Source organism: Klebsiella sp. DY2415, from assembly GCF_026314315.1.
In the GTDB taxonomy this organism is placed as follows: Bacteria; Pseudomonadota; Gammaproteobacteria; order Enterobacterales; family Enterobacteriaceae; genus Klebsiella; species Klebsiella ornithinolytica.
This window is the reverse complement of the sequence record NZ_CP111115.1, coordinates 1100892-1120587: the sequence shown is the minus strand read 5'-3', so window position 1 is coordinate 1120587 and position 19696 is coordinate 1100892. Positions and strand designations below refer to the sequence as shown.

The 19696-nt window shown below is 56.4% G+C and carries 18 protein-coding genes; 14 read left to right on the top strand and 4 right to left on the bottom strand.

Translation table 11 applies throughout. The features are described 5' to 3' along the window. The first annotated feature begins 189 nt into the window (after positions 1-189). The 6 genes from flhA (at position 190) to sitD (ending at position 6343) form a co-directional block, all read left to right on the top strand. Positions 190-2247 carry a formate hydrogenlyase transcriptional activator FlhA gene (gene flhA / locus OQV00_RS05305; protein ID WP_266280604.1) on the top strand — a complete coding sequence of 686 codons (2058 nt, stop codon included), beginning with the start codon at positions 190-192 and terminating at the stop codon, positions 2245-2247. Positions 2248-2285: 38 nt separating this feature from the next. Then, positions 2286-2714: a TOBE domain-containing protein gene (locus tag OQV00_RS05300; RefSeq protein ID WP_004866901.1), complete on the top strand. Its 429-nt coding sequence runs from the start codon at positions 2286-2288 to the stop codon at positions 2712-2714. A gap of 197 nt (positions 2715-2911) precedes the next feature. Next, complete coding sequence (locus tag OQV00_RS05295; RefSeq protein ID WP_044347427.1) at positions 2912-3829, top strand: metal ABC transporter substrate-binding protein; 918 nt, start codon at positions 2912-2914, stop codon at positions 3827-3829. Further along, positions 3826-4647 carry a manganese/iron ABC transporter ATP-binding protein gene (locus OQV00_RS05290; protein WP_004866905.1) on the top strand — a complete coding sequence of 274 codons (822 nt, stop codon included), beginning with the start codon at positions 3826-3828 and terminating at the stop codon, positions 4645-4647. Before OQV00_RS05295 ends, OQV00_RS05290 begins: the two co-directional genes overlap by 4 nt. Then, a complete protein-coding gene (gene sitC, locus OQV00_RS05285) occupies positions 4644-5495 on the top strand; it encodes an iron/manganese ABC transporter permease subunit SitC (RefSeq protein WP_004866907.1) in 852 nt (283 codons plus the stop codon). Before OQV00_RS05290 ends, sitC begins: the two co-directional genes overlap by 4 nt. Continuing rightward, a complete protein-coding gene (sitD, locus tag OQV00_RS05280; RefSeq protein ID WP_004866908.1) occupies positions 5486-6343 on the top strand; it encodes an iron/manganese ABC transporter permease subunit SitD in 858 nt (285 codons plus the stop codon). The genes sitC and sitD overlap by 10 nt, the downstream gene beginning before the upstream one ends. Positions 6344-6411: 68 nt before the next feature. On the opposite strand, the gene OQV00_RS05275 is transcribed toward sitD, so the two are convergent. Further along, positions 6412-6762 (bottom strand): nitrous oxide-stimulated promoter family protein, encoded by a 351-nt coding sequence (locus tag OQV00_RS05275; RefSeq protein WP_004866910.1) that lies wholly within the window; start codon positions 6760-6762, stop codon positions 6412-6414. Between the two features lie 75 nt (positions 6763-6837). Then, on the bottom strand, positions 6838-7131 hold the full coding sequence (locus OQV00_RS05270) for an Rdx family protein (protein ID WP_004866911.1): 294 nt from the start codon (positions 7129-7131) through the stop codon (positions 6838-6840). Positions 7132-7348: 217 nt separating this feature from the next. Between OQV00_RS05270 and OQV00_RS05265 the strand changes: the two genes are divergently transcribed. The 6 genes from OQV00_RS05265 (at position 7349) to OQV00_RS05240 (ending at position 15290) form a co-directional block, all read left to right on the top strand. After that, positions 7349-9718, top strand: a complete 2370-nt coding sequence (locus OQV00_RS05265) for a TonB-dependent receptor domain-containing protein (RefSeq protein ID WP_266279954.1) — start codon at positions 7349-7351, stop codon at positions 9716-9718. A 184-nt stretch (positions 9719-9902) separates the two neighbouring features. After that, on the top strand, positions 9903-10934 hold the full coding sequence (locus tag OQV00_RS05260; RefSeq protein ID WP_004866914.1) for a hemin-degrading factor: 1032 nt from the start codon (positions 9903-9905) through the stop codon (positions 10932-10934). Beyond that, a complete protein-coding gene (locus OQV00_RS05255; RefSeq protein WP_004866916.1) occupies positions 10931-11749 on the top strand; it encodes a heme/hemin ABC transporter substrate-binding protein in 819 nt (272 codons plus the stop codon). The genes OQV00_RS05260 and OQV00_RS05255 overlap by 4 nt, the downstream gene beginning before the upstream one ends. Further along, positions 11749-12744, top strand: a complete 996-nt coding sequence (locus tag OQV00_RS05250; RefSeq protein ID WP_004866917.1) for a FecCD family ABC transporter permease — start codon at positions 11749-11751, stop codon at positions 12742-12744. The genes OQV00_RS05255 and OQV00_RS05250 overlap by 1 nt, the downstream gene beginning before the upstream one ends. Then, positions 12737-13525 carry a heme ABC transporter ATP-binding protein gene (locus OQV00_RS05245; RefSeq protein ID WP_004866920.1) on the top strand — a complete coding sequence of 263 codons (789 nt, stop codon included), beginning with the start codon at positions 12737-12739 and terminating at the stop codon, positions 13523-13525. Before OQV00_RS05250 ends, OQV00_RS05245 begins: the two co-directional genes overlap by 8 nt. 427 nt (positions 13526-13952) lie before the next feature. After that, complete coding sequence (locus OQV00_RS05240) at positions 13953-15290, top strand: MFS transporter (RefSeq protein ID WP_004866921.1); 1338 nt, start codon at positions 13953-13955, stop codon at positions 15288-15290. Here the strand turns inward: OQV00_RS05240 and OQV00_RS05235 are convergent. Next, positions 15259-15954, bottom strand: coding sequence for an IclR family transcriptional regulator domain-containing protein (locus OQV00_RS05235; RefSeq protein ID WP_032718161.1), 696 nt, complete (start codon positions 15952-15954; stop codon positions 15259-15261). The genes OQV00_RS05240 and OQV00_RS05235 overlap by 32 nt on opposite strands. 63 nt (positions 15955-16017) lie before the next feature. Here OQV00_RS05235 and OQV00_RS05230 point away from each other — a divergent pair, with 63 nt between their 5' ends. Together OQV00_RS05230 and OQV00_RS05225 are read left to right on the top strand one after the other, a co-directional pair. Continuing rightward, positions 16018-18276, top strand: a complete 2259-nt coding sequence (locus OQV00_RS05230; protein ID WP_266279951.1) for an FAD-dependent oxidoreductase — start codon at positions 16018-16020, stop codon at positions 18274-18276. 528 nt (positions 18277-18804) lie between these two features. Then, entirely contained in the window at positions 18805-19422 is a 618-nt protein-coding gene (locus OQV00_RS05225) for a Fic/DOC family protein (RefSeq protein ID WP_266279949.1), read from the top strand. On the opposite strand, the gene OQV00_RS05220 is transcribed toward OQV00_RS05225, so the two are convergent. Next, positions 19419-19589 carry a hypothetical protein gene (locus tag OQV00_RS05220; protein ID WP_004866926.1) on the bottom strand — a complete coding sequence of 57 codons (171 nt, stop codon included), beginning with the start codon at positions 19587-19589 and terminating at the stop codon, positions 19419-19421. The genes OQV00_RS05225 and OQV00_RS05220 overlap by 4 nt on opposite strands. Positions 19590-19696 lie beyond the last annotated feature (107 nt).

Here is a 19696-nt window from a genome sequence, read left to right as displayed (position 1 = left end):
TGTAGCCCGGCCAGGCACAACGCGAGCCGGGAAAAGTCAGCACCATTATCCGGCCCAAATCCGCGGACAACCACGGAAGAGCTGGCGGCGGCAACAACCGCTTTATTAACATACTATTATTTGTGTCACCACTTTCTTACGTGCCGCTTTGCGGGTGCGTTTTGGACTTCAGTAATGTCGTATACCCCATTGGGCGATTTCGGGCAGCAAGGGCTGTTCGATATCACCCGTATTTTATTACAGCAGCCTGACCTGGCGGCGCTGAGTGAAACGCTAACCCGTCTGGTTCAGCAATCTGCGCTGGCGGATCGTGCGGCGATTATTCTGTGGAACGCCGGGAACCATCGTGCGGCAAGGTATGGCTGTGACGAAGCGGGCCTGCCGGTCAGCTATGAAGATGAGACCGTACTGGCACACGGGCCGGTGCGTCGCCTGCTGTCGCGTCCCGATGCGCTGCACTGCGACAAGGCGACCTTCGTCGAGGCCTGGCCTCAGCTGGCCAGCAGCGGACTCTATCCAGCGTTTGGCTATTACGGCCTGCTGCCGCTGGCTGCGGAAGGCCGCATCTTTGGCGGCTGCGAGTTTATCCGCCACGACGCCAGACCGTGGACCGAGAAAGAGTTCCAGCGGCTGCATACCTTTACCCAGCTGGTTGCGGTGGTGACCGAACAGATCCAGAGTCGGGTCAGCAACAACGTCGATTACGATCTGTTGTGCCACGAGCGCGACAACTTTCGCATTCTGGTTGCTATCACTAACGCCGTGCTCTCCCGGCTGGATATCGATGAGCTGGTCAGCGAAGTCGCCAAAGAGATTCACCACTATTTTCGTATCGACGCTATCAGCGTGGTGCTACGCAGCAACCGCAAAGGCAAACTGAATATCTACTCGACCCATTATCTCGACGCCAGCCATCCGGTTCACGATCAGAGCGAGGTGAATGAAGCCGGTACGCTGACCGAACGGGTGTTTAAAAGCAAAGAGATGCTGCTGCTCAATTTACACGAGCACGACTCGCTGGCCCCGTACGAGAAAATGCTTTTTGAGATGTGGGGCAACCAGATCCAAACGCTGTGCCTGCTGCCGCTGATGTCCGGCGATACGCTGCTGGGCGTGCTGAAACTGGCGCAGTGCGATGAGAAGGTGTTCACCACCACCAACCTCAAGCTGCTGCGGCAAATTGCCGAACGGGTGTCGATCGCCATTGATAATGCTCTCGCCTACCGCGAAATTCAGCGGCTAAAAGAGCGGCTGGTGGATGAAAATCTGGCGCTCACCGAACAGCTGAATAATGTCGAGAGCGAGTTTGGTGAAATTATTGGCCGCAGCGAAGCCATGCACAGCGTACTCAAACAGGTCGAGATGGTCGCCCAGAGCGACAGTACCGTCCTGATCCTCGGCGAAACCGGTACCGGCAAAGAGCTGATTGCCCGCGCCATTCATAATCTCAGCGGTCGTAACGCGCGACGAATGGTGAAGATGAACTGTGCCGCGATGCCCGCCGGGCTGCTGGAAAGCGATCTCTTCGGCCATGAGCGCGGCGCGTTTACCGGAGCCAGCGCCCAGCGCATCGGCCGTTTCGAACTGGCGGATAAAAGCTCATTATTCCTTGATGAAGTGGGCGACATGCCGCTGGAGCTTCAGCCGAAGCTGCTGCGGGTTCTGCAGGAGCAGGAGTTTGAACGTCTCGGCAGCAACAAGCTGATCCGCACCGACGTCCGGCTGATCGCCGCCACCAACCGCGATCTCCGGCAGATGGTCGCCGATCGTGAATTCCGCAGCGATCTCTACTATCGCCTGAACGTCTTTCCGATCCATCTGCCGCCGCTGCGCGAGCGTCCGGAAGATATCCCGCTGCTGGTCAAGGCGTTTACCTTTAAAATCGCCCGCCGCCTCGGGCGTAATATCGACAGCATTCCGGCAGAAACCCTGCGTACGCTGAGCCACATGGAGTGGCCGGGTAACGTTCGTGAGCTGGAAAACGTGATTGAACGCGCGGTGCTGTTAACCCGCGGTAGCGTGCTGCAGCTGTCGCTGCCGGAGATGAATATCGATGCGGAGACGATGACGGCCGAGGTGCTTCCGCAAGAGGGCGAGGATGAATATCAGCTGATCGTCCGCGTGCTGAAAGAGAGCAACGGGGTGGTTGCCGGGCCGAAAGGGGCGGCGCAGCGGCTGGGATTAAAGCGTACGACGCTGCTATCCCGCATGAAACGCCTGGGTATTAACAAAGATGAGCTAATATAAGTCCTGTACTCATTTAATCAGCCACACAAGGAGATTTTATGGCGGTATCAGCACGTAACCAGCTGACCGGCACGGTCAGCGCAGTTGCCGCCGGCGCGGTCAACGATGAAGTAGAATTGACCCTCGCCGGTGGCGCAAAACTGGTGGCGATCGTCACCCATAGCAGCAAGGAGGCGCTGGGTCTGGCTGCCGGTAAAGAAGCCATCGCGCTGATTAAAGCGCCGTGGGTCACCCTGGCCACCGAGGATTGCGGCCTGAAGTTCTCCGCGCGCAATCAGTTTGCCGGGAGCGTCACCCGCATCACTGAAGGGGCGGTCAACGCGACGGTACACATCAAAACCGACGCGGGCTTCGAGATCATCGCCGTCGTCACCAATGAAAGTCAGGAAGAGATGAAACTGGTCGACGGCAGCCGGGTGATTGCGCTGATCAAAGCCTCTGCCATTCTCCTCGCCACCCGCGCGTAACCCGGACTCAAACGCCGTTTCACACGAAACGGCGTTCTTCGAAGTACCTGGCCATTTTCCCCGCGACAGACCGTTTTGCACGGCTTACCTCCCATCATTTAAATAATAATCATTTTCATTTATAAATAGCCTGTGCTATATAACATAGCAATGGCTATAACAGATGATTAATTAACCACATTGATGTGAGGGATCCTATGCTGCACCTGCCGCCTCTGAAGCACCTGATCTTTACCGCTCTGCTCGGCCTGCTGGCGATCGCCCCGGCTCAGGCCAGCGAAAAATTCAAAGTGATCACCACCTTTACGGTGATTGCCGATATGGCGCAAAACGTCGCCGGGGAGGCGGCCCAGGTCAGCTCGATTACCAAACCCGGCGCCGAGATCCACGAATACCAGCCGACGCCTGGCGATATTAAACGCGCCCAGGGGGCACAGCTGATCCTCACTAACGGCCTGAATCTCGAACTGTGGTTTGCCCGCTTTTATCAGCACCTGAAAGGGGTCCCGGAAGTGGTCGTCAGCGAGGGCATTCAGCCAATGGGGATCAGCGAAGGTCCCTATAACGGTAAGCCCAATCCCCATGCGTGGATGTCGGCGGATAATGCGCTGATCTACGTCGATAACATCCGTGATGCGCTGATCAAATACGACCCTGCGAATGCGCAGACCTATCGTCAGAATGCCGCCCTCTATAAAGAGAAAATCCGCCAGACTATGGCGCCGCTGAAGGCGGAGCTGGCGAAACTGCCGGCAGAGAAGCGTTGGCTGGTCACCAGCGAAGGCGCGTTCTCCTATCTGGCCCGCGACAACGGGCTGAAAGAGCGCTACCTGTGGCCAATCAATGCCGACCAGCAGGGCACGCCGCAGCAGGTGCGTAAAACCATTGATATCATGAAAAAAGAGCATATCCCGACCATCTTTAGCGAAAGCACCATTTCAGATAAACCGGCGCGCCAGGTAGCGCGGGAAGCCGGCGCCCACTATGGCGGCGTACTTTATGTTGACTCCCTGAGCACCGCCGATGGCCCGGTTCCCACCTACCTGGATCTGCTGCGCGTCACGACGCAAACCATCGTCCAGGGCATCAACGATGGGATGAGGAAGCAGCCATGAACGCCGATATGCCTGGTCTCGCGGTCAACCGGGTCAGCGTAACCTATCGCAACGGCCACACCGCGCTGCGCGATGCCACCTTCAGCGTACCGCGCGGCTCAATTGCCGCGCTGGTGGGCATCAACGGTTCGGGAAAATCGACGCTGTTTAAAGCGCTGATGGGCTTTGTTCGTCTGTCCCATGGCGAGATTGCCATACTTGGCCAGCCGGTTCATCGCGCGCTGCGCCAGAACCTGGTGGCCTATGTCCCGCAATCAGAGGACGTTGACTGGACCTTCCCGGTGCTGGTGGAGGATGTCGTCATGATGGGCCGCTACGGGCATATGGGCTGGCTGCGACGGGCCAAAGCCCATGACCGGGAAGTGGTTGATGCGGCGCTGGCCCGCGTCGGGATGAGCGACTATCGCCACCGGCAAATCGGCGAGCTGTCCGGCGGGCAGAAAAAACGGGTGTTCCTTGCCCGCGCTATCGCCCAGCAGGGCAAGGTCATTCTGCTGGATGAGCCGTTTACCGGCGTTGACGTCCAGACCGAAACCCAGATCATCACCCTGCTGCGCGAACTGCGCGACGACGGCTGTACTCTGCTGGTTTCGACCCATAATCTCGGTTCGGTCAGCGAGTTTTGCGATTACACGGTGATGGTCAAAGGTACCGTGCTGGCCAGCGGACCGACGGAAACGACCTTTACCGCCGCCAATCTCGAACTCGCTTTCAGCGGCGCGCTGCGCCACGTGGTGCTCAGCGGCGGAGAAGAGCAGATTATCACCGACGATGAACGGCCGTTTATCAGCCGCCGGACGGCGGGAGGTGAAGGATGAGCTGGCTAATCGAGCCGTTCGGCTATCAGTATATGCTGAATGCGATGTGGGTATCGGCGCTGGTGGGCGGCGTGTGCGCCTTTCTCTCCTGCTACCTGATGCTGAAAGGCTGGTCGCTGATTGGCGATGCCCTCTCCCACTCCATCGTACCGGGCGTGGCGGGAGCGTATATGCTCGGCCTGCCCTTCGCCGTCGGCGCTTTTCTCTCCGGAGGACTGGCGGCGGGCAGCATGCTGTTTCTCAACCAGCGTTCGAAGCTCAAAGAGGATGCCATTATCGGTCTGATTTTTTCGTCGTTCTTCGGTATCGGGCTGTTTATGGTGTCACTCAACCCAACTTCGGTGAATATCCAGACCATTATTCTCGGCAATATCCTGGCGATCGCTCCGGAAGATATTATTCAGCTGGCGGCCATCGGCTCGATTTCAATGGCAATTCTGCTGCTGAAATGGAAAGACCTGATGGTCACCTTTTTCGATGAGAGCCACGCCCGTTCCATTGGCCTGAACACCACCGGGCTCAAGCTGCTGTTCTTCACCCTGCTGGCCGCCTGTACCGTGGCGGCATTGCAAACCGTGGGCGCCTTTCTGGTCATTTGCCTGGTGGTCACTCCGGGAGCGACCGCCTGGCTGCTGACCGACCGCTTTCCACGGCTGCTGGCGATTGCCGTCGCTATTGGCAGCCTGACCAGTTTTTTCGGCGCCTGGCTGAGCTACTATCTGGATGGCGCAACCGGCGGCATTATCGTCGTGGCTCAGACTTTGCTCTTCCTGCTGACCTTTGTCTTTGCCCCTAAACACGGCCTGCTGGCCAACCGCCGTCGCGCCAGGGAGGGCTCATGCTGCTGACCACGCTCCTCGAACCGTTCCAGTTTTCGTTTATGGTCAACGCCATGCTGGTGGCCACCATCGTCGCCATTCCCTGTGCGCTGCTGTCGGTTTTTCTGGTGCTGAAAGGCTGGGCGTTGATGGGGGATGCCATGAGTCATGCGGTCTTTCCCGGCGTGGTGGTGGCCTATATCGCCGGGATCCCGTTTGCCATTGGCGCCTTTGTTGCCGGGCTATTCTGCGCCATCGCGACCGGCTATCTCGACGATAACAGTCGCATCAAGCGCGATACCATTATGGGCATTGTCTTTTCCGGGATGTTTGGCGCCGGGCTGGTGCTGTATGTCGCCATTCAGTCCGAAGTCCATCTCGACCATATTCTGTTTGGCGACATGCTGGGGATTTCCGCCAGCGATATTGGGCAAACATCGGCGATTGCACTAGTAATTGCGCTGATTATCGGACTAAAGTGGCGCGACTTTCTGCTTCACGCCTTCGATCCGCATCAGGCTAAAGCCAGCGGATTACGCTGCGGCCTGCTGCACTACGGATTGCTGTGCATGATTGCCCTGACTATCGTGGCGACGCTCAAAGCGGTGGGGATTATTTTGTCAATCTCGCTGCTGATTGCCCCCGGAGCCATTGCTCTGCTGCTGACCCGGCGTTTTATCAGCGCGCTGCTGCTGGCGGTGGGGATTGCGCTGAGCTGTTCGTTGGGCGGCGTGTGGCTCTCGTTTTACCTTGATAGCGCACCGGCGCCGACCATCGTGGTGTTGTTTACCGCGCTGTTTATTATCACCTTTGTCTGGACGTCGGTTCGCGACAATCAAACTCAGGCGATGTCCGCAGAGGCTCCGGAGCGCCGCTGACGCCTTACCCGGGCGACGACAGACCGCACGCGTTGTAGCCCGCCTGAGCGCAGCGCTAGCCGGGGAAATCACCGCGACTTTTTAGGCCGGTATTTTTCCGGAAGCGCTGGCACGGGACGCCGGTCATCAATCAGGTGACGAATCGTCAGAATCGGGTGGCGCCAGAGCATTCGCGGCCCCGCCCAGCGCATGATTTGCTTCATTTCTTCGCGTTTTGCCGGCTGGTAGCAGTGAACCGGGCACTGCTTACAGGCCGGCTTCTCTTCGCCAAACACGCATTTATCCAGCCGCTTATCGGCATAGGCGTTTAGCGCCTGGTAATGTTCCACGTCGGCCTGCGCGTCCGGGCAGCGGCGCTGATAGAGCGAAATCATGCTGCGGATAGTCTTTTTTTCCCGGTCGATGCGTTGACCCGCCATTGCGTTTCTCCATCAATAAAGATGCAAAAATAATACACCTTTATAGCCTCTGGCGCAGCCGTTTTCCCCTATCGCTTACGCCGGATCGGCGGACTTATCGAGGTGACCCAGCGACTTCTCCGGGAAGCAGACATCCCGTACCCGACGCTTGAGTTCAGCCGCATCCGGGAAACCCTCATCCTGCTTGCGGTCCCAGATTTGTACGTCGTCAACGGTAATGGTGAAGATACCGCCGGTGCCCGGAACCAGCGTGACCGAGCCGATATCGGTACTGAACGTATGCAGCAGCTCCTGAGCCATCCAGCTGGCGCGCAGCATCCAGTTGCATTGAGAGCAGTAGTTGATCGTAATCGCGGCTTTGTGACTCATGATTTTCTCGCTGTATCTAAAAGGACTGATTGTAAACAAATTGCAGATTAAATGAGGAAGACATGATTATTTTGTTGCAAACGATAATACCTATCATTACCATTCGCAATCAATAATCATGGAGAAACAGAGTCCGCTAACGGAAGCAACGGGACTCACCTGCAAATCTGGAAGTAACGCGTGAGCCGATACTAATAATTATCAAGGCGTGGCTACTATGTATAAATCCACTCAATCACCGGCCTGGTTTAAGAAAAGCCTGCTGGTGACTTCGTTGCTTGCAGCAATCTATCAGACGACCGCCGGGGCAGCTGATACCACCGCACACACCACCACCAGCGACACATCATCGGATAGCTCCGAGCAGATGACCGTTACCGCCCCCGCTCCGCTGCTCAAAGCCGGTAGCGAACATTCGGTCAGCGCGCAGGAGCTCCAGGACAAAGGGGCCAAAGATTTTGGTTCCGTCATGCGTTACGAACCGTTAATCAGCGCGACCGGCGCCAGCGGCGGCTCGGGTAATGGCAAAAGCGGCTTCGACCGCGGCGGCTATACCGGTTATAACATTCGCGGGCTGGAAAGCAACCGCGTCGGGATTGATGTCGACGGCATCGCGCAGCCGGATGCGACCGGACGCGGCTACGTCGGCCGTGCCGGCCTGAATACGTTTGGCATCGGTCGCGATTACATCGACCCGTATATGTATGGCAGCATCGATATTCAGTCCGGCGCCACCTCGACTGAAACCGCCAACACCTCTATCGGCGGCAACGTCTCCTTCCAGCCGAAATCTGCCGATGACTATCTGCGCCCGGGAAAAACCAGCGCCTTCGGCTACCGGAGCGGCTACGACTCTGCCGACCGCAGCTGGCATAACGGCGTGACGGTGGCCGGCGGAGATGAAACCCTACGCGGCATTTTCGTCTACAGTCGCCGCGACGGCCAGGAAACGGCAAATAACAGCGATAAGATTGACGCCTATCCGGCCAACTGGCACTCCGATGCGTTTATGGCCTCCGGCATCTGGCAGCCCAATGATGAACACAAGCTGACCAGCACGCTCGACTACTACCATAAAACCAACCACACCCACTTTGACAGCTGGGATAGCAGCGGCAACAGCATTATTGGCGATGCCAATCAGACCAGCCAGACTCGTCGCTGGGGCATCAGCCTGAAAGACGACTGGACGCCAATGAATGACTATCTCGACAGTATGTCGACCAAAGTCTACTACCAGCACACCGAGGCCCATGACTGGACGTGGATGCCGGACAGCACCACCAGATCGATGGAAACGGTCAACTCCAACTACGATACCGACACCTGGGGTATTCAGACCGCGCTGGCGAAATCCATTGGCCGCCACGACCTGAGCGCCGGGCTCAACGCCAGCACCACCAAAACCCAGCGCCCGTTCAGCCAGTCGCCGGTCCCGAGCATCTACAGCGAAATCATGCAGCCGGAAGCCGACAGCCAGGGCTACACTCTTGGCGGCTTCGTTCAGGATAAGATCAACTTCGATCTCGACAGCCACAACTTTGCGGTGATCCCGGGCGTGCGCGTGGTGCATCAATCCACCAAACCGGAGAATCTCGGCGATCTGACCACCAACAGCAGCGTGCTGACGGAGTCCTCCGTCGCCAGCCTGTACGGTAAAAATTCCGATACTCAGGTGCTGCCGTCCCTGACGTTCCAGTACGATATCACTCCGCGTACCATGACCTACCTGCAGTATAAACGCGGCGCCGAGTTCCCTAACGCCAGCCAGCTTTACGGCTCCTGGAACCTCGGATCCAGCTACGCCGGACGAGCGCAGTATGCGCTGATTGGTAACACCGATCTGAACACGGAAACCAGCGACAACTTCGAATGGGGCTTAAAAGGCGAAGTGGTCGAAGGGATCACGATGCGCACCGCCCTGTTCTATAACAACTACAAGAACTTCATCGCCTATAGCCGCTACACCCGTTCCGGTAACCCCGACCACTTCACCAACGTCCCGTCGAATATCTATACGATTTATCAGGCGGAAAACCGCGATAAAGCCTATATCTACGGCGGCGAAATCAGCGCCAAATTCAACTTTGGCACCTGGTTTGAAGAGGTTAACGGCCTGAGCGCGACGCTGGCCTACGGCTATAGTGAAGGGAAATCGAAATCCAGCTATCTCGGCGACAAGTACATCGACCTCGACAGCGTGGCGCCGATGAAAGCGATCGTAGGCGTTGCCTGGGACGATCCGGCGAAACGCTACGGGACCGCGTTGACCGCCACTTTCGTGAAAGGTAAGCAGGCCAGCGCCACCAACCGCGAAAGCTATACCAACACGGGCTCTGCCATTACCGACTCCTCCAGCGAATACATGCGCGTGCCTGGCTACGGCATGCTGGACCTGACGGCCTGGTGGCAGGTCGCGAAAAACGTGCGTCTTAACGGCGGCGTTTACAACATTACCGATCGGCAATACTGGGATTACCTGAGCAGCCGCAATATTGAGACGTCCACGAATCAGGATGCCTACGATAAAGCGCTGGCGACGATGCCGGGCCGGACCTGGCAACTGGGCGTCAACGTCGATTTCTGATAGCCCGGAGAATAATAAACCCCATGGATTTCAACATATCGACGGGCAGCAGCAGCGTGGGTCGCGATACGCAGACTCAGACCGGCTCTGCACCATCCCGTTCGCATCATGCTGAAAGACAGCGGGGATAAACCTGCTCCCCGGCCTCGGCCGGGGATATTCATCGTAGAGAAGGAGATGAATCATGCAACACAACGCAAACGCACTGTGGCAGCGCTATCAGGCCGCCAAAACGCAGGCTTCCGCTAAATATGCCCGCGATATCGCCGCTGAAATGGGCATTAGTGAGGCGGAATTAACCGCCGCTCGCGTTGGCCACGACGCCGTTCGCCTGCAGGACGATATACGGGCAATCATCGCCGGACTGGAAGGCGTCGGCGAGACCAAATGCATCTGCCGGAATGAATATGCGGTGCATGAGCAGGTGGGTCAGTTTACCCACCAGCACCTGAGCGGCCACGCCGGGCTGGTGCTGAACCCGCGCGCACTCGATCTGCGCCTGTTCCTCAGCCAGTGGGCCAGCGCCTTCCACCTGAGTGATAACGGCCGCCAGAGCATTCAGTTCTTCGACCATCACGGTGACGCGCTGTTGAAAGTCTATGCGACAGCGCAAACCGATATGACGGCGTGGGAAGCGCTGATTGTCGGGCAGACCCAGGCCGACCCGGCGCCGCTGGCAATCCGCCCCGTCGATACCCCCCGCTACGCCGCCTCCGCCGACGGTGCGGCGCTGGAAAATGAATGGCGCGCCATGACCGATGTCCATCAGTTCTTCGGGCTATTGCGAAAATATAACCTCTCCCGCCAGCAGGCTTTCCGCCTGGTCAGCGATGATCTGGCCTGCCGCATTGACCACGATGCCCTGCCGCACCTGCTGGAAACCATTCGCGAAGAGGGCAATGAGATCATGATTTTCGTTGGCAACCGCGGCTGCGTACAAATCTTCACCGGCGCCCTGGAAAAGCTGGCCCCGATGCGCGGCTGGCTCAACATCTTCAATACCACCTTCACCCTGCACCTGCGCGAAGACAGTATTGATGAAATCTGGGTAACGCGTAAGCCGACCTCGGATGGCCATGTCACCAGCGTAGAGCTGTTTGCCCATGACGGTACGCAAATCGCCCAGCTGTACGGCCAGCGTAGCGAAGGGCACCCGGAGCAAGCGACATGGCGTAGCCAGGTTGACCGTCTGACGACGGAAGGACAGAGCGCATGAAACGCTGGCTGATGTTCATTGCCGCTCTTCCACTGTTTGCGCATGCCGCCGCAGAACGCATCATCTCTCTGGGCGGCGATGTCACAGAGATCGTCTATGCCCTGGGAGCACAGCAGCAGCTGGTCGCTAAAGACAGTACCAGCACCTGGCCTGCCGCCGCGCGATCGCTGCCGGACGTCGGCTATATACGCCAGCTGAACGCCGAGGGGATCCTGTCGTTACGCCCGACGATCGTCCTGGCAAGCGCACAGGCCCAGCCTTCGCTGGTCCTGCAAAAGGTAGAGGACAGTCGGGTAAAAGTGGTTAATATCCCGGGCGGTAACGATCTGTCGGCGATTGATAAAAAAATCGTCGCGGTGGCCGACGCGCTGGGTAAGCAGACTGAAGGTGACGCCCTGCGCCACGCCGTCGCCGCACAGATCGCGCAGATCCCCACGCAGCCGCTCGGCAAAAGGGTGCTGTTTATTCTCAGCCACGGCGGAATGAATACGATGGTCGCCGGGCAAAAGACCGCTGCGGATGGTGCTATTCAGGCCGCCGGGCTGCAGAACGCGATGCAGGGATTTGACCATTATCGCAGTATGTCTCAGGAAGGCGTGATCGCCAGCCTGCCGGACCTGGTAGTGATCTCCGCCGACGGGCTTAAAGGCATGGGCGGTGAAGCCGGCTTATGGAAGCTGCCGGGGCTGGCGCAAACGCCGGCCGGTCGCCATAAACAGCTGCTGGTGATTGACGATATGGCCCTGCTCGGCTTTGGACCACGGACGCCGCAGGCGATTAGCGCGCTGAGAAAAAAAGCGGAGCAGCTCCCCTGATGCGCCCCACTCTCTCTCGCCATCTGTGGTTAATGACGCTGCTGCTGGTGAGCCTGACGCTGTTCGCGACGACCCTCGGCGCGATGCCTCTGCCGCTCGCCAGTCTGTGGCCGCCGGGGGATGAGGTGTTGCGCCATATCTGGCTCACCATTCGTCTGCCGCGCGTCCTGCTGGCGCTGCTGGTCGGCGCCGCGCTGGCGCTCTCCGGCTGCGTCATGCAAGGGCTGTTTCGCAATCCGTTAGCCGATCCCGGCCTGCTGGGGGTCAGCAGCGGTGCAGCGCTGGCGGTGGCCTGCTGGCTGGTTCTGCCGCTGTCCGTTCCGGCGCTGGTGGCGCTGTATGCCCCGATGCTGGCGGCGTTTATCGGGAGTATCGCCGTCATGGTGGTCATTTTTATCCTCAGCCAGGCGAGTGAGGGTTCGCTCTCGCGTCTGCTGCTGGTCGGGATCGCCATCAACGCGCTGTGCGGCGCGCTGGTGGGGGTGCTGGCCTGGATAAGTAATGATACCCAGCTGCGCCAGCTGTCGCTATGGGGAATGGGCAGTCTCGGCCAGGCAGAGTGGTCCACGCTGCTGGTCGCGGCCACCTTAATCTTCCCTGCTTCGCTGGTCATCTGGCTAATGGCCTCCCGCCTCAACCTGCTACAGCTTGGCGATGAAGAAGCCCACTACCTGGGGATTAACGTCCGGGCCGTGCAGCGTCTGCTGTTACTGTGCAGCGCGCTGCTGGTGGCCTCTTCGGTGGCGATCAGCGGAGTGATTGGTTTTATTGGTCTCGTGGTGCCGCACCTGATACGAATGTGGCTGGGGCCGGACCACCGCGCGCTGGTGCCAGGATCGCTGCTGGCCGGGGCGATCTTACTGCTGCTGGCCGATACCCTTGCCCGCACCGTCGCCGCACCGGCCGAAATGCCGGTGGGTCTGCTGACCAGCATGCTCGGCGCGCCGTGGTTTTTGTGGTTAATTTTCCGCCAACAGAGGACGACATATGGATAATCGCGATCGCACCTGGCACGCGACGTCGCTCTCTCTGTTGCTGGGCAAACGCCGGGTCATTGACGATGTGTCGGTCCGGCTATGCGGCGGAGAGATGACCGCGCTGATTGGCCCAAACGGCGCCGGTAAATCAACGCTGCTGCGGCTGTTAACCGGTTTCTTATCCCCGAACAGCGGCGAACGTCATGTGGAAGGACGTGCGCTGGAACACTGGTCGTCGGAAGCGCTCTCCCGCCGCCGGGCGGTGATGTTGCAACGTACGCAGCTCCATGCCGACTGGCCGGTGGAAACGGTCATCGCCATGGGACGCTCTCCATGGGGTAAAAATCCGGACCGGCAGATGATTCAGCAGGTGATGGTGGAAACCGGCTGCGACCACCTCGCGGGCAGGCGCTATCCTTCGCTCTCCGGCGGCGAACAGCAGCGGGTGCAGCTGGCTCGCTGCCTCGCTCAGCTGTGGCATAACGACGCTCCACGGGGCTGGCTGTTTCTCGACGAACCGACCTCGGCGCTGGATCTTTACTATCAACAGCATCTGCTGCGTCTGCTAAAACGGCTGACCCGCAGCGGACAGCTGCACGTCTGCGTCGTGCTGCACGACCTCAATCTCGCCGCGCTATGGGCAGACCGCATTCTGCTTCTCCATCAGGGAAAGCTGGTGGCCGAGGGAACGCCGCAGGAGGTTATTTGCCAGTCGGTTATCAGCCGCTGGTACGGAGCGGAAGTGAGAATGGGTGAGCATCCAGACATCGCCATTCCCCAGGTTTACCTTGCGCCATAATCCCATCGTGAGCCGCGCGGCCGTCCGCGCGCTCCACATCAATTACATCACTTTCTGGCATTGTAAGTGCAATTCACGGCATTACCTGCTGAGCAACCGGCATAGCAACAAGCGATAACCAGCTACCGGAATACAGCCATTACAGCAGCGGGCACTTGTGAGCGAGTTTCGCTATGTTAGCTTTAGGATAATCGCCTGCCGCTATTTTTCCCCGCGCGCTCAGGGGCGGGTAAAAAATTGCCCCGCTGCATTATCGCCTCTCCTTTCTTTCTCTGACTCAGTTAGCTCATAAGTTTTACTCTGATCACATTTCAGACGATTTCTCTTTGCCTGCCACCATGTGTTTCTATAAAAGAAACACAGAGAAATAAAAAACCACTCTGTTGCGAAAACAGGTCGTGAGAACAAAAATAAAGAGAACATCGATATGGCAGAACAACCGCTTTCTACAGCAAAGGTAAAAAATACCGGACGCGTCCGATTTCTGGTGCTCGGGCTAGTTTTTATCAACATCATCATTAACTACATGGATCGCACCAATCTTTCCGTTGCTGCCACACAGATGGCGGGAGATTTGCAGTTCACGCCGTTGCAAATGGGGCTGGTGTTTTCAGCCTTTGGTTGGATTTATGCCGCACTGCAAATACCCGGCGGATTTGTTATCGACCGCTTCGGCTCGCGTATTGTTTACGGCGTAGGGTTGTTTATCTGGTCGTTAATAACCGCCCTGCACGCGATTGCCAATAGTTTTGGCGGCCTGGTTGGCTTACGCCTGGGCGTCGGCGCATTTGAAGCGCCTGTCATGCCTTCCAATAATCGCGTGATTTCCAGCTGGTTCCCGGAAAACGAACGCGCCAGCGCCATCGGTATTTACTCTTCTGCGCAATTTGTTGGCCTGGCCTGCATGACGCCGCTACTGTTCCATATTCAGGAACTGTATGGCTGGCGCGGTTTATTTCTGATTACCGGCGTCGTCGGAATGGTTTGGGCAGTGGTGTGGTATTACCTGTACCGCGAACCGCTGGAACATAAAAGCGTTTCAAAGGCAGAGCTTGATCATATCCGCCAGGGCGGCGCAATTCTGGAAAGCCGTCAGGAAGCAGCCAAACGCAAGTTTGCATGGAGCGACCTGGCACTGATGTTTCGCAGCCGCAAACTGATTGGCATTTACTTTGGCCAGTTCACTATCTCCGCCACCTTCTGGTTTTTCCTGACCTGGTTCCCGACCTATCTGGTGCAATATCGCCATATGGATTTTATTAAATCTGGCTATATCGCCTCCGTTCCTTATCTGGCTGCCTTCTTCGGGGTATTGCTGGCAGGGTTTGTTTCAGACCGTTTAATCAAACGTGGTGTCAGTGCAAGCTTTGCGCGTAAAGCCCCGGTGATTCTTGGCATGTCTTTAACGCTGTTTATCCTGGGTGCCAATTACACCGACAACCCGACGCTAATCATTCTTTTCATGTCGATCGCCTTCTTTGGTAACGGCCTTGCCACCATCACCTGGGTGTTTGTGACGGCACTCGCACCGCGTCATTTAATTGGTCTGGCAGGTGGCGTGTTTAACTTTACCGGCGCGCTGTCGTCCATCGTGGTGCCCATTGCGATTGGCGCGTTAATCGATGGGCATAACTTTGCCCCTGCGCTGGCATTCATCGCCATTCTGGCAGGGCTTGGGATTTGCTCTTACCTGTTTGTGGTTGGGCGCATCGACCTGGACACGCCACAAGAGGTTAAGCCGCAGGAGTCACGAGTTGGGCGGTGAGTTGATTGAGCTGAGCAAGGCGCGGGGCAACGTGTTTTTCATCGGCGTCCCACATTCCGGCAAAAGCGATGGCAGCGTTATGCGCCCCCAGAGGCTGAGCCATCGAAAGTTCGCCATCGTCATGGCGCCAGACAACGTGGCCAGACTCTCGCTGTTGGGCAAGTTTAGGGGCCATTTCCTGCCAGTGTTCAGGCGAGAAACGCGCTTGCAACGCCTCGTCGGTTTCGCTGGCAAGCAATGCCATTCCGATAACCGATTGCCATGCCGGAAGCGTGTGGAAACCGGCCAGCGCCTGGCTAACCTGGCTGCCCGGTTCAGAGTGATAGATATAGATAACCTGGTCTTCCCACAGCACGCCGAGCGCCACCACGATGTCTTTCGGCGCATGGCGTTCAAGCAAAGGCAAAGCCTGGGAAAACAGTGCAGAACCACGAATCGCCTGTGCTGCCAAAGCGTGAATACCCGGCCCTGGCAAATAGCGGCGGTGTTCATCCTGCTGGGTCAGACCAATCGCCGCCATAGTCATCAACAGGCGATTAACGCGGGTGGCATTAATACCCATCAGGCGCGCCAGCTCCCGGCAACCAATTGCCCGGCCACTGGTGACCAGATACTGCAAACAACGGATACCGTCGATAAGACTTTGATTCGGTTGTGATGACATAACGCGCTTCAAATTAATTTAAGAACCACGATTTTATCGTCAGTTTTACAGGAAACAAACTTTATGCAAATTTTTCAGCAAACCCACGCCCGGGAATTCCCTTCGCAACAATTAAAAACAGACTTGCTGGTCGCCGGCGGCGGCCTTGCCGGGTTATGCGCAGCTCTTGCCGCCGCTCGCGATGGTTTGAAAGTGGTTTTGGTTCAGGACAGGCCGATTCTGGGGGGCAACGCATCGAGCGAAGTCCGTCTGTGGGCCAACGGGGCTACTTCGCATATGGGGAATAATAATCGCTGGTCGCGCGAAGGCGGCATCATGGGTGAGATCATGGAGGAGAACGTTTATCGGAATAAAGAAGGCAATCCGGTGATGTTTGATCTCGTTTTGTTGGATATGGCCCGCAGTGAACCCCATCTGACGCTGCTATTGAACACCGCGTTATACGAGGTTTCCACCAAAGGTCAACGTATTACCAGCGCCAAAGGGTTCAACGCCATCAACGAAACCTTTTATGACATTGCCGCCAGCCAGTTTTGCGATGCGACCGGCGATGGTGTATTGGGGCATCTAGCCGGAGCTGAATATCGCGTAGGCGCAGAAGACCCGGAAGAGTTTGATGAAAAAATGGCGCCAGGCGATAACTTCGGTCATAAACTTGGGCACTCCATCTATTTTTACACCAAAAAAGGCAGCGCGCCGGTTAACTTCATTCCGCCCTCTTTTGCCCTGAAAGATATCAAAGAAATTCCCCGCTACACACGCCTGACATCAACACTTAACGGTTGTGATTTATGGTGGCTGGAATGGGGAGGTCGCCTTGATACCATCCATGACAGCGAAGAAATTAAGTGGGAACTGTGGAAAATCGTCTGGGGTGTCTGGGATTACATTAAAAACTCGGGGCAATTCCCGGATGCTGAAAACATGACCATCGAGTGGGTCGGCGCGATTCCAGGTAAACGTGAAAGCCGCCGCTTTGTAGGCGACCATATCCTTTGCCAACAAGATATCATTGAACAGCGTGACCACTACGACGCGGTGGGTTACGGCGGTTGGTCAATTGACCTTCATCCGGCTGATGGCGTTTACAGCAAGCACGACGGCTGCCGTCAGTTCCACAGCAAAGGCACCTACACCATTCCCTATCGCAGCCTATACAGCCGTTCTATGGAAAACTTATTCCTGGCCGGGCGTCTGATTTCCGCCTCACACGTCGCTTTTGGCAGTGCTCGCGTGATGTGTACCTGTGGTTTATTAGGCGAAGTGGTTGGCCGGGCGGCGGCGCTGTGCCACCAGCAGCAAATCACCGCATCGCAATTATCAGCACAAAACCGCATCGGTTCACTACAGCGGCATCTACAACAAACCGGTTGTTATATCCCTCGCCAATGGTTGAGCGACCCGGCGTCTGGCGCAAATGTGAGCACCAGCAGCGAATGGCAATTAACTGAGCTGCCAGCAAACGGTACATGGAAGGCATTGAATGAGCGCATGGCATTACTTCTGCCGCTTAAAGCCGGTGAAATCTTGCCTGAGTTGAGTTTCACCTTACGCGCAGGATCACCACAGCGGCTTAAAATCTGCCTGTCAGGCAGTGAACGCGCGGGTAATTTCACCCCTGATACGCCACTGGACGAGTGTGAAATTTCTGTCTTTGAAGCGGGCGAATACAGCGTGCAGTTCCATTATCAAAGCGCACGCGATGAATATTTGTTTATCGCTTATGAGAGCAATGAACACATCGATATCGCGCTAAGCGACGTGCAGCTTCCGGGAATTATGACGGTATTTAATGGCCTGAACGCCAGGGTTGCGAAGAATACGCGTCAGGTCCCTGATGGTAACTATGGCGTGGATGAGTTTGATTTCTGGTTGCCGCGCCGCCAGCCAAATCAAATTCTTCCGGCACTTCGCCTGGCTTCACCACTGCGTTGCTACGCGCCAGAAAACCTGGTCAACGGCCGTTTGCGCCCGGAGCAGTACACCAATGCATGGGTACCCGCCGCTGACGATAGTTTGCCGACTGTGACCTGGCGTTGGGAACAGCCGCAGACTTTGCACGCGCTAACGCTGGTGTTCGATAACGATTTTGATAATGCCATGGAAACGGTACAGATGGGCCATGCCCTGGCGGTGGCACCGCATTGCGTGACCCATTATCGTTTATGGGTCGATAACACCTTACTGGCAGAAGTGATCGACAACCGCCATTCCGTTTGCGAGCATCGTTTGCCCGAGGCCATCAGTGCACAACAGGTCAAACTGGAGATGGTAAAAACAGCCGGAAGCATTGCCGCCCTCTACGCTTTGAACGTTCGATAAGCGAAAGCCACCACCGTCTTAGCTGCGGTGGCTTACCTTCACCACAAATGAGCTAATCAATAAAATCGATTCTGGCCACCGAACTTGATTCCCATTTGACTCAGGGTGTTGATGCCAATCGTAAGCGCCCTAATCCCACCGTGAGCCGCGCGTCCGTCCGCGCGCTCCGCTTTGGCAACTGGAACGCGGATCGCTACATCTCATATCGTCACTTTCCCTGAAATACGTATCTCCGCTATGATGTCCCCTCAATGTGATAACAACGAAAACAAAAAGATCGCAATTAATTAAGAATCAGGGACCTGGATAATATCCTATGAGTACAATCGATAATCTCGGCGCCCATCCCCCGATGATGCATTGGTGTGTTAGTACTGATTAATAAAGATTATTTCCCACCATAATATAAAAACTATATTTTAACCTACACCTTTGTAACTATCTGATTTTAATAATATTGTTTGCTGTACTCATCCAGCGTTATACTCCATTTGTTTTCCCATCCTTCTAAAAACGCAGGGCATCTCCATGAGCCGATACCATGTATCCAGCAGTGAAGGCCAGTATGAGAAAGACTCTGGCGAGCAGGTTTTGGCTAATAAGCTGGGGATCGCTACTTCTGATGAGATGGATGAGGCTGAACTTGTCCTGTTAGAACAACTCTATCAGTCCGTTTTTGAAGAACAGTTCCCGGAAGGACTGCTCAGCGTAGCCATGCTAAAAAACTGGCATCGCCGCTGGTTAGGTAACATCTACGAGTGGGCTGGGCAAGAAAGAGCGGTTAACATCAGCAAAGGCGGCTTTATGTTTGCCCCTTCAGCGCAGTTGCCAAAACTGCTGAGCGAATTCGACGCCAAATATCTGGCTCAATACACGCCGTGTAGCGGCATGGACGAAGAACAACTCATCACCGCTATCGCCATCACCCATGTCGAGCTAATACTTATCCATCCATTCAGAGAGGGAAATGGGCGCCTGTCGCGACTGCTGGCCGACGTGATGGCCGTTCAGGGAGGGTACAAACCGCTGGATTATCAAAGCTGGGAGCAAAACAAAACCCAGTATATCTCGGCTATCCATGCAGGTGTATCAATGGACTACGAGCCGATGAAACACTGGGTCGGTGAAGCATTAAGAAGGGGTTAAACCGCAAGACGCAAATGAGCGAATTTTTTGCGCGTGGCTTCAAGTGAAGCTTCGATCTTCGCGGAGGACTGCCCTGTTTCAACAGCCGTAGATGTTGCTACTGAGCGAACGATATCAGCACGAGATGGCTTAACGTAGCTTGCCTGAGTTTTTTTGTTGTTGCTCATAATTACTCCTGAAAAGCAGAATCTGGGCTGAAAGACATCGTTCAAACAGTATACCAAAACTTCTACGCAAATTCACTGCAAGCCCTGTCAAAGACTCACTCATCGGG

Coding starts and splice junctions, on each gene's coding strand:
- OQV00_RS05300 (WP_004866901.1), top strand. CDS start 2,286: ATGGCGGTATCAGCACGTAACCAGCTGACCGGCACGGTCAGCGCAGTT.
- OQV00_RS05295 (WP_044347427.1), top strand. CDS start 2,912: ATGCTGCACCTGCCGCCTCTGAAGCACCTGATCTTTACCGCTCTGCTC.
- OQV00_RS05290 (WP_004866905.1), top strand. CDS start 3,826: ATGAACGCCGATATGCCTGGTCTCGCGGTCAACCGGGTCAGCGTAACC.
- sitC (WP_004866907.1), top strand. CDS start 4,644: ATGAGCTGGCTAATCGAGCCGTTCGGCTATCAGTATATGCTGAATGCG.
- sitD (WP_004866908.1), top strand. CDS start 5,486: ATGCTGCTGACCACGCTCCTCGAACCGTTCCAGTTTTCGTTTATGGTC.
- OQV00_RS05275 (WP_004866910.1), bottom strand. CDS start 6,762: ATGGCGGGTCAACGCATCGACCGGGAAAAAAAGACTATCCGCAGCATG.
- OQV00_RS05270 (WP_004866911.1), bottom strand. CDS start 7,131: ATGAGTCACAAAGCCGCGATTACGATCAACTACTGCTCTCAATGCAAC.
- OQV00_RS05265 (WP_266279954.1), top strand. CDS start 7,349: ATGTATAAATCCACTCAATCACCGGCCTGGTTTAAGAAAAGCCTGCTG.
- OQV00_RS05260 (WP_004866914.1), top strand. CDS start 9,903: ATGCAACACAACGCAAACGCACTGTGGCAGCGCTATCAGGCCGCCAAA.
- OQV00_RS05255 (WP_004866916.1), top strand. CDS start 10,931: ATGAAACGCTGGCTGATGTTCATTGCCGCTCTTCCACTGTTTGCGCAT.
- OQV00_RS05250 (WP_004866917.1), top strand. CDS start 11,749: ATGCGCCCCACTCTCTCTCGCCATCTGTGGTTAATGACGCTGCTGCTG.
- OQV00_RS05245 (WP_004866920.1), top strand. CDS start 12,737: ATGGATAATCGCGATCGCACCTGGCACGCGACGTCGCTCTCTCTGTTG.
- OQV00_RS05240 (WP_004866921.1), top strand. CDS start 13,953: ATGGCAGAACAACCGCTTTCTACAGCAAAGGTAAAAAATACCGGACGC.
- OQV00_RS05235 (WP_032718161.1), bottom strand. CDS start 15,954: ATGTCATCACAACCGAATCAAAGTCTTATCGACGGTATCCGTTGTTTG.
- OQV00_RS05230 (WP_266279951.1), top strand. CDS start 16,018: ATGCAAATTTTTCAGCAAACCCACGCCCGGGAATTCCCTTCGCAACAA.
- OQV00_RS05225 (WP_266279949.1), top strand. CDS start 18,805: ATGAGCCGATACCATGTATCCAGCAGTGAAGGCCAGTATGAGAAAGAC.
- OQV00_RS05220 (WP_004866926.1), bottom strand. CDS start 19,589: ATGAGCAACAACAAAAAAACTCAGGCAAGCTACGTTAAGCCATCTCGT.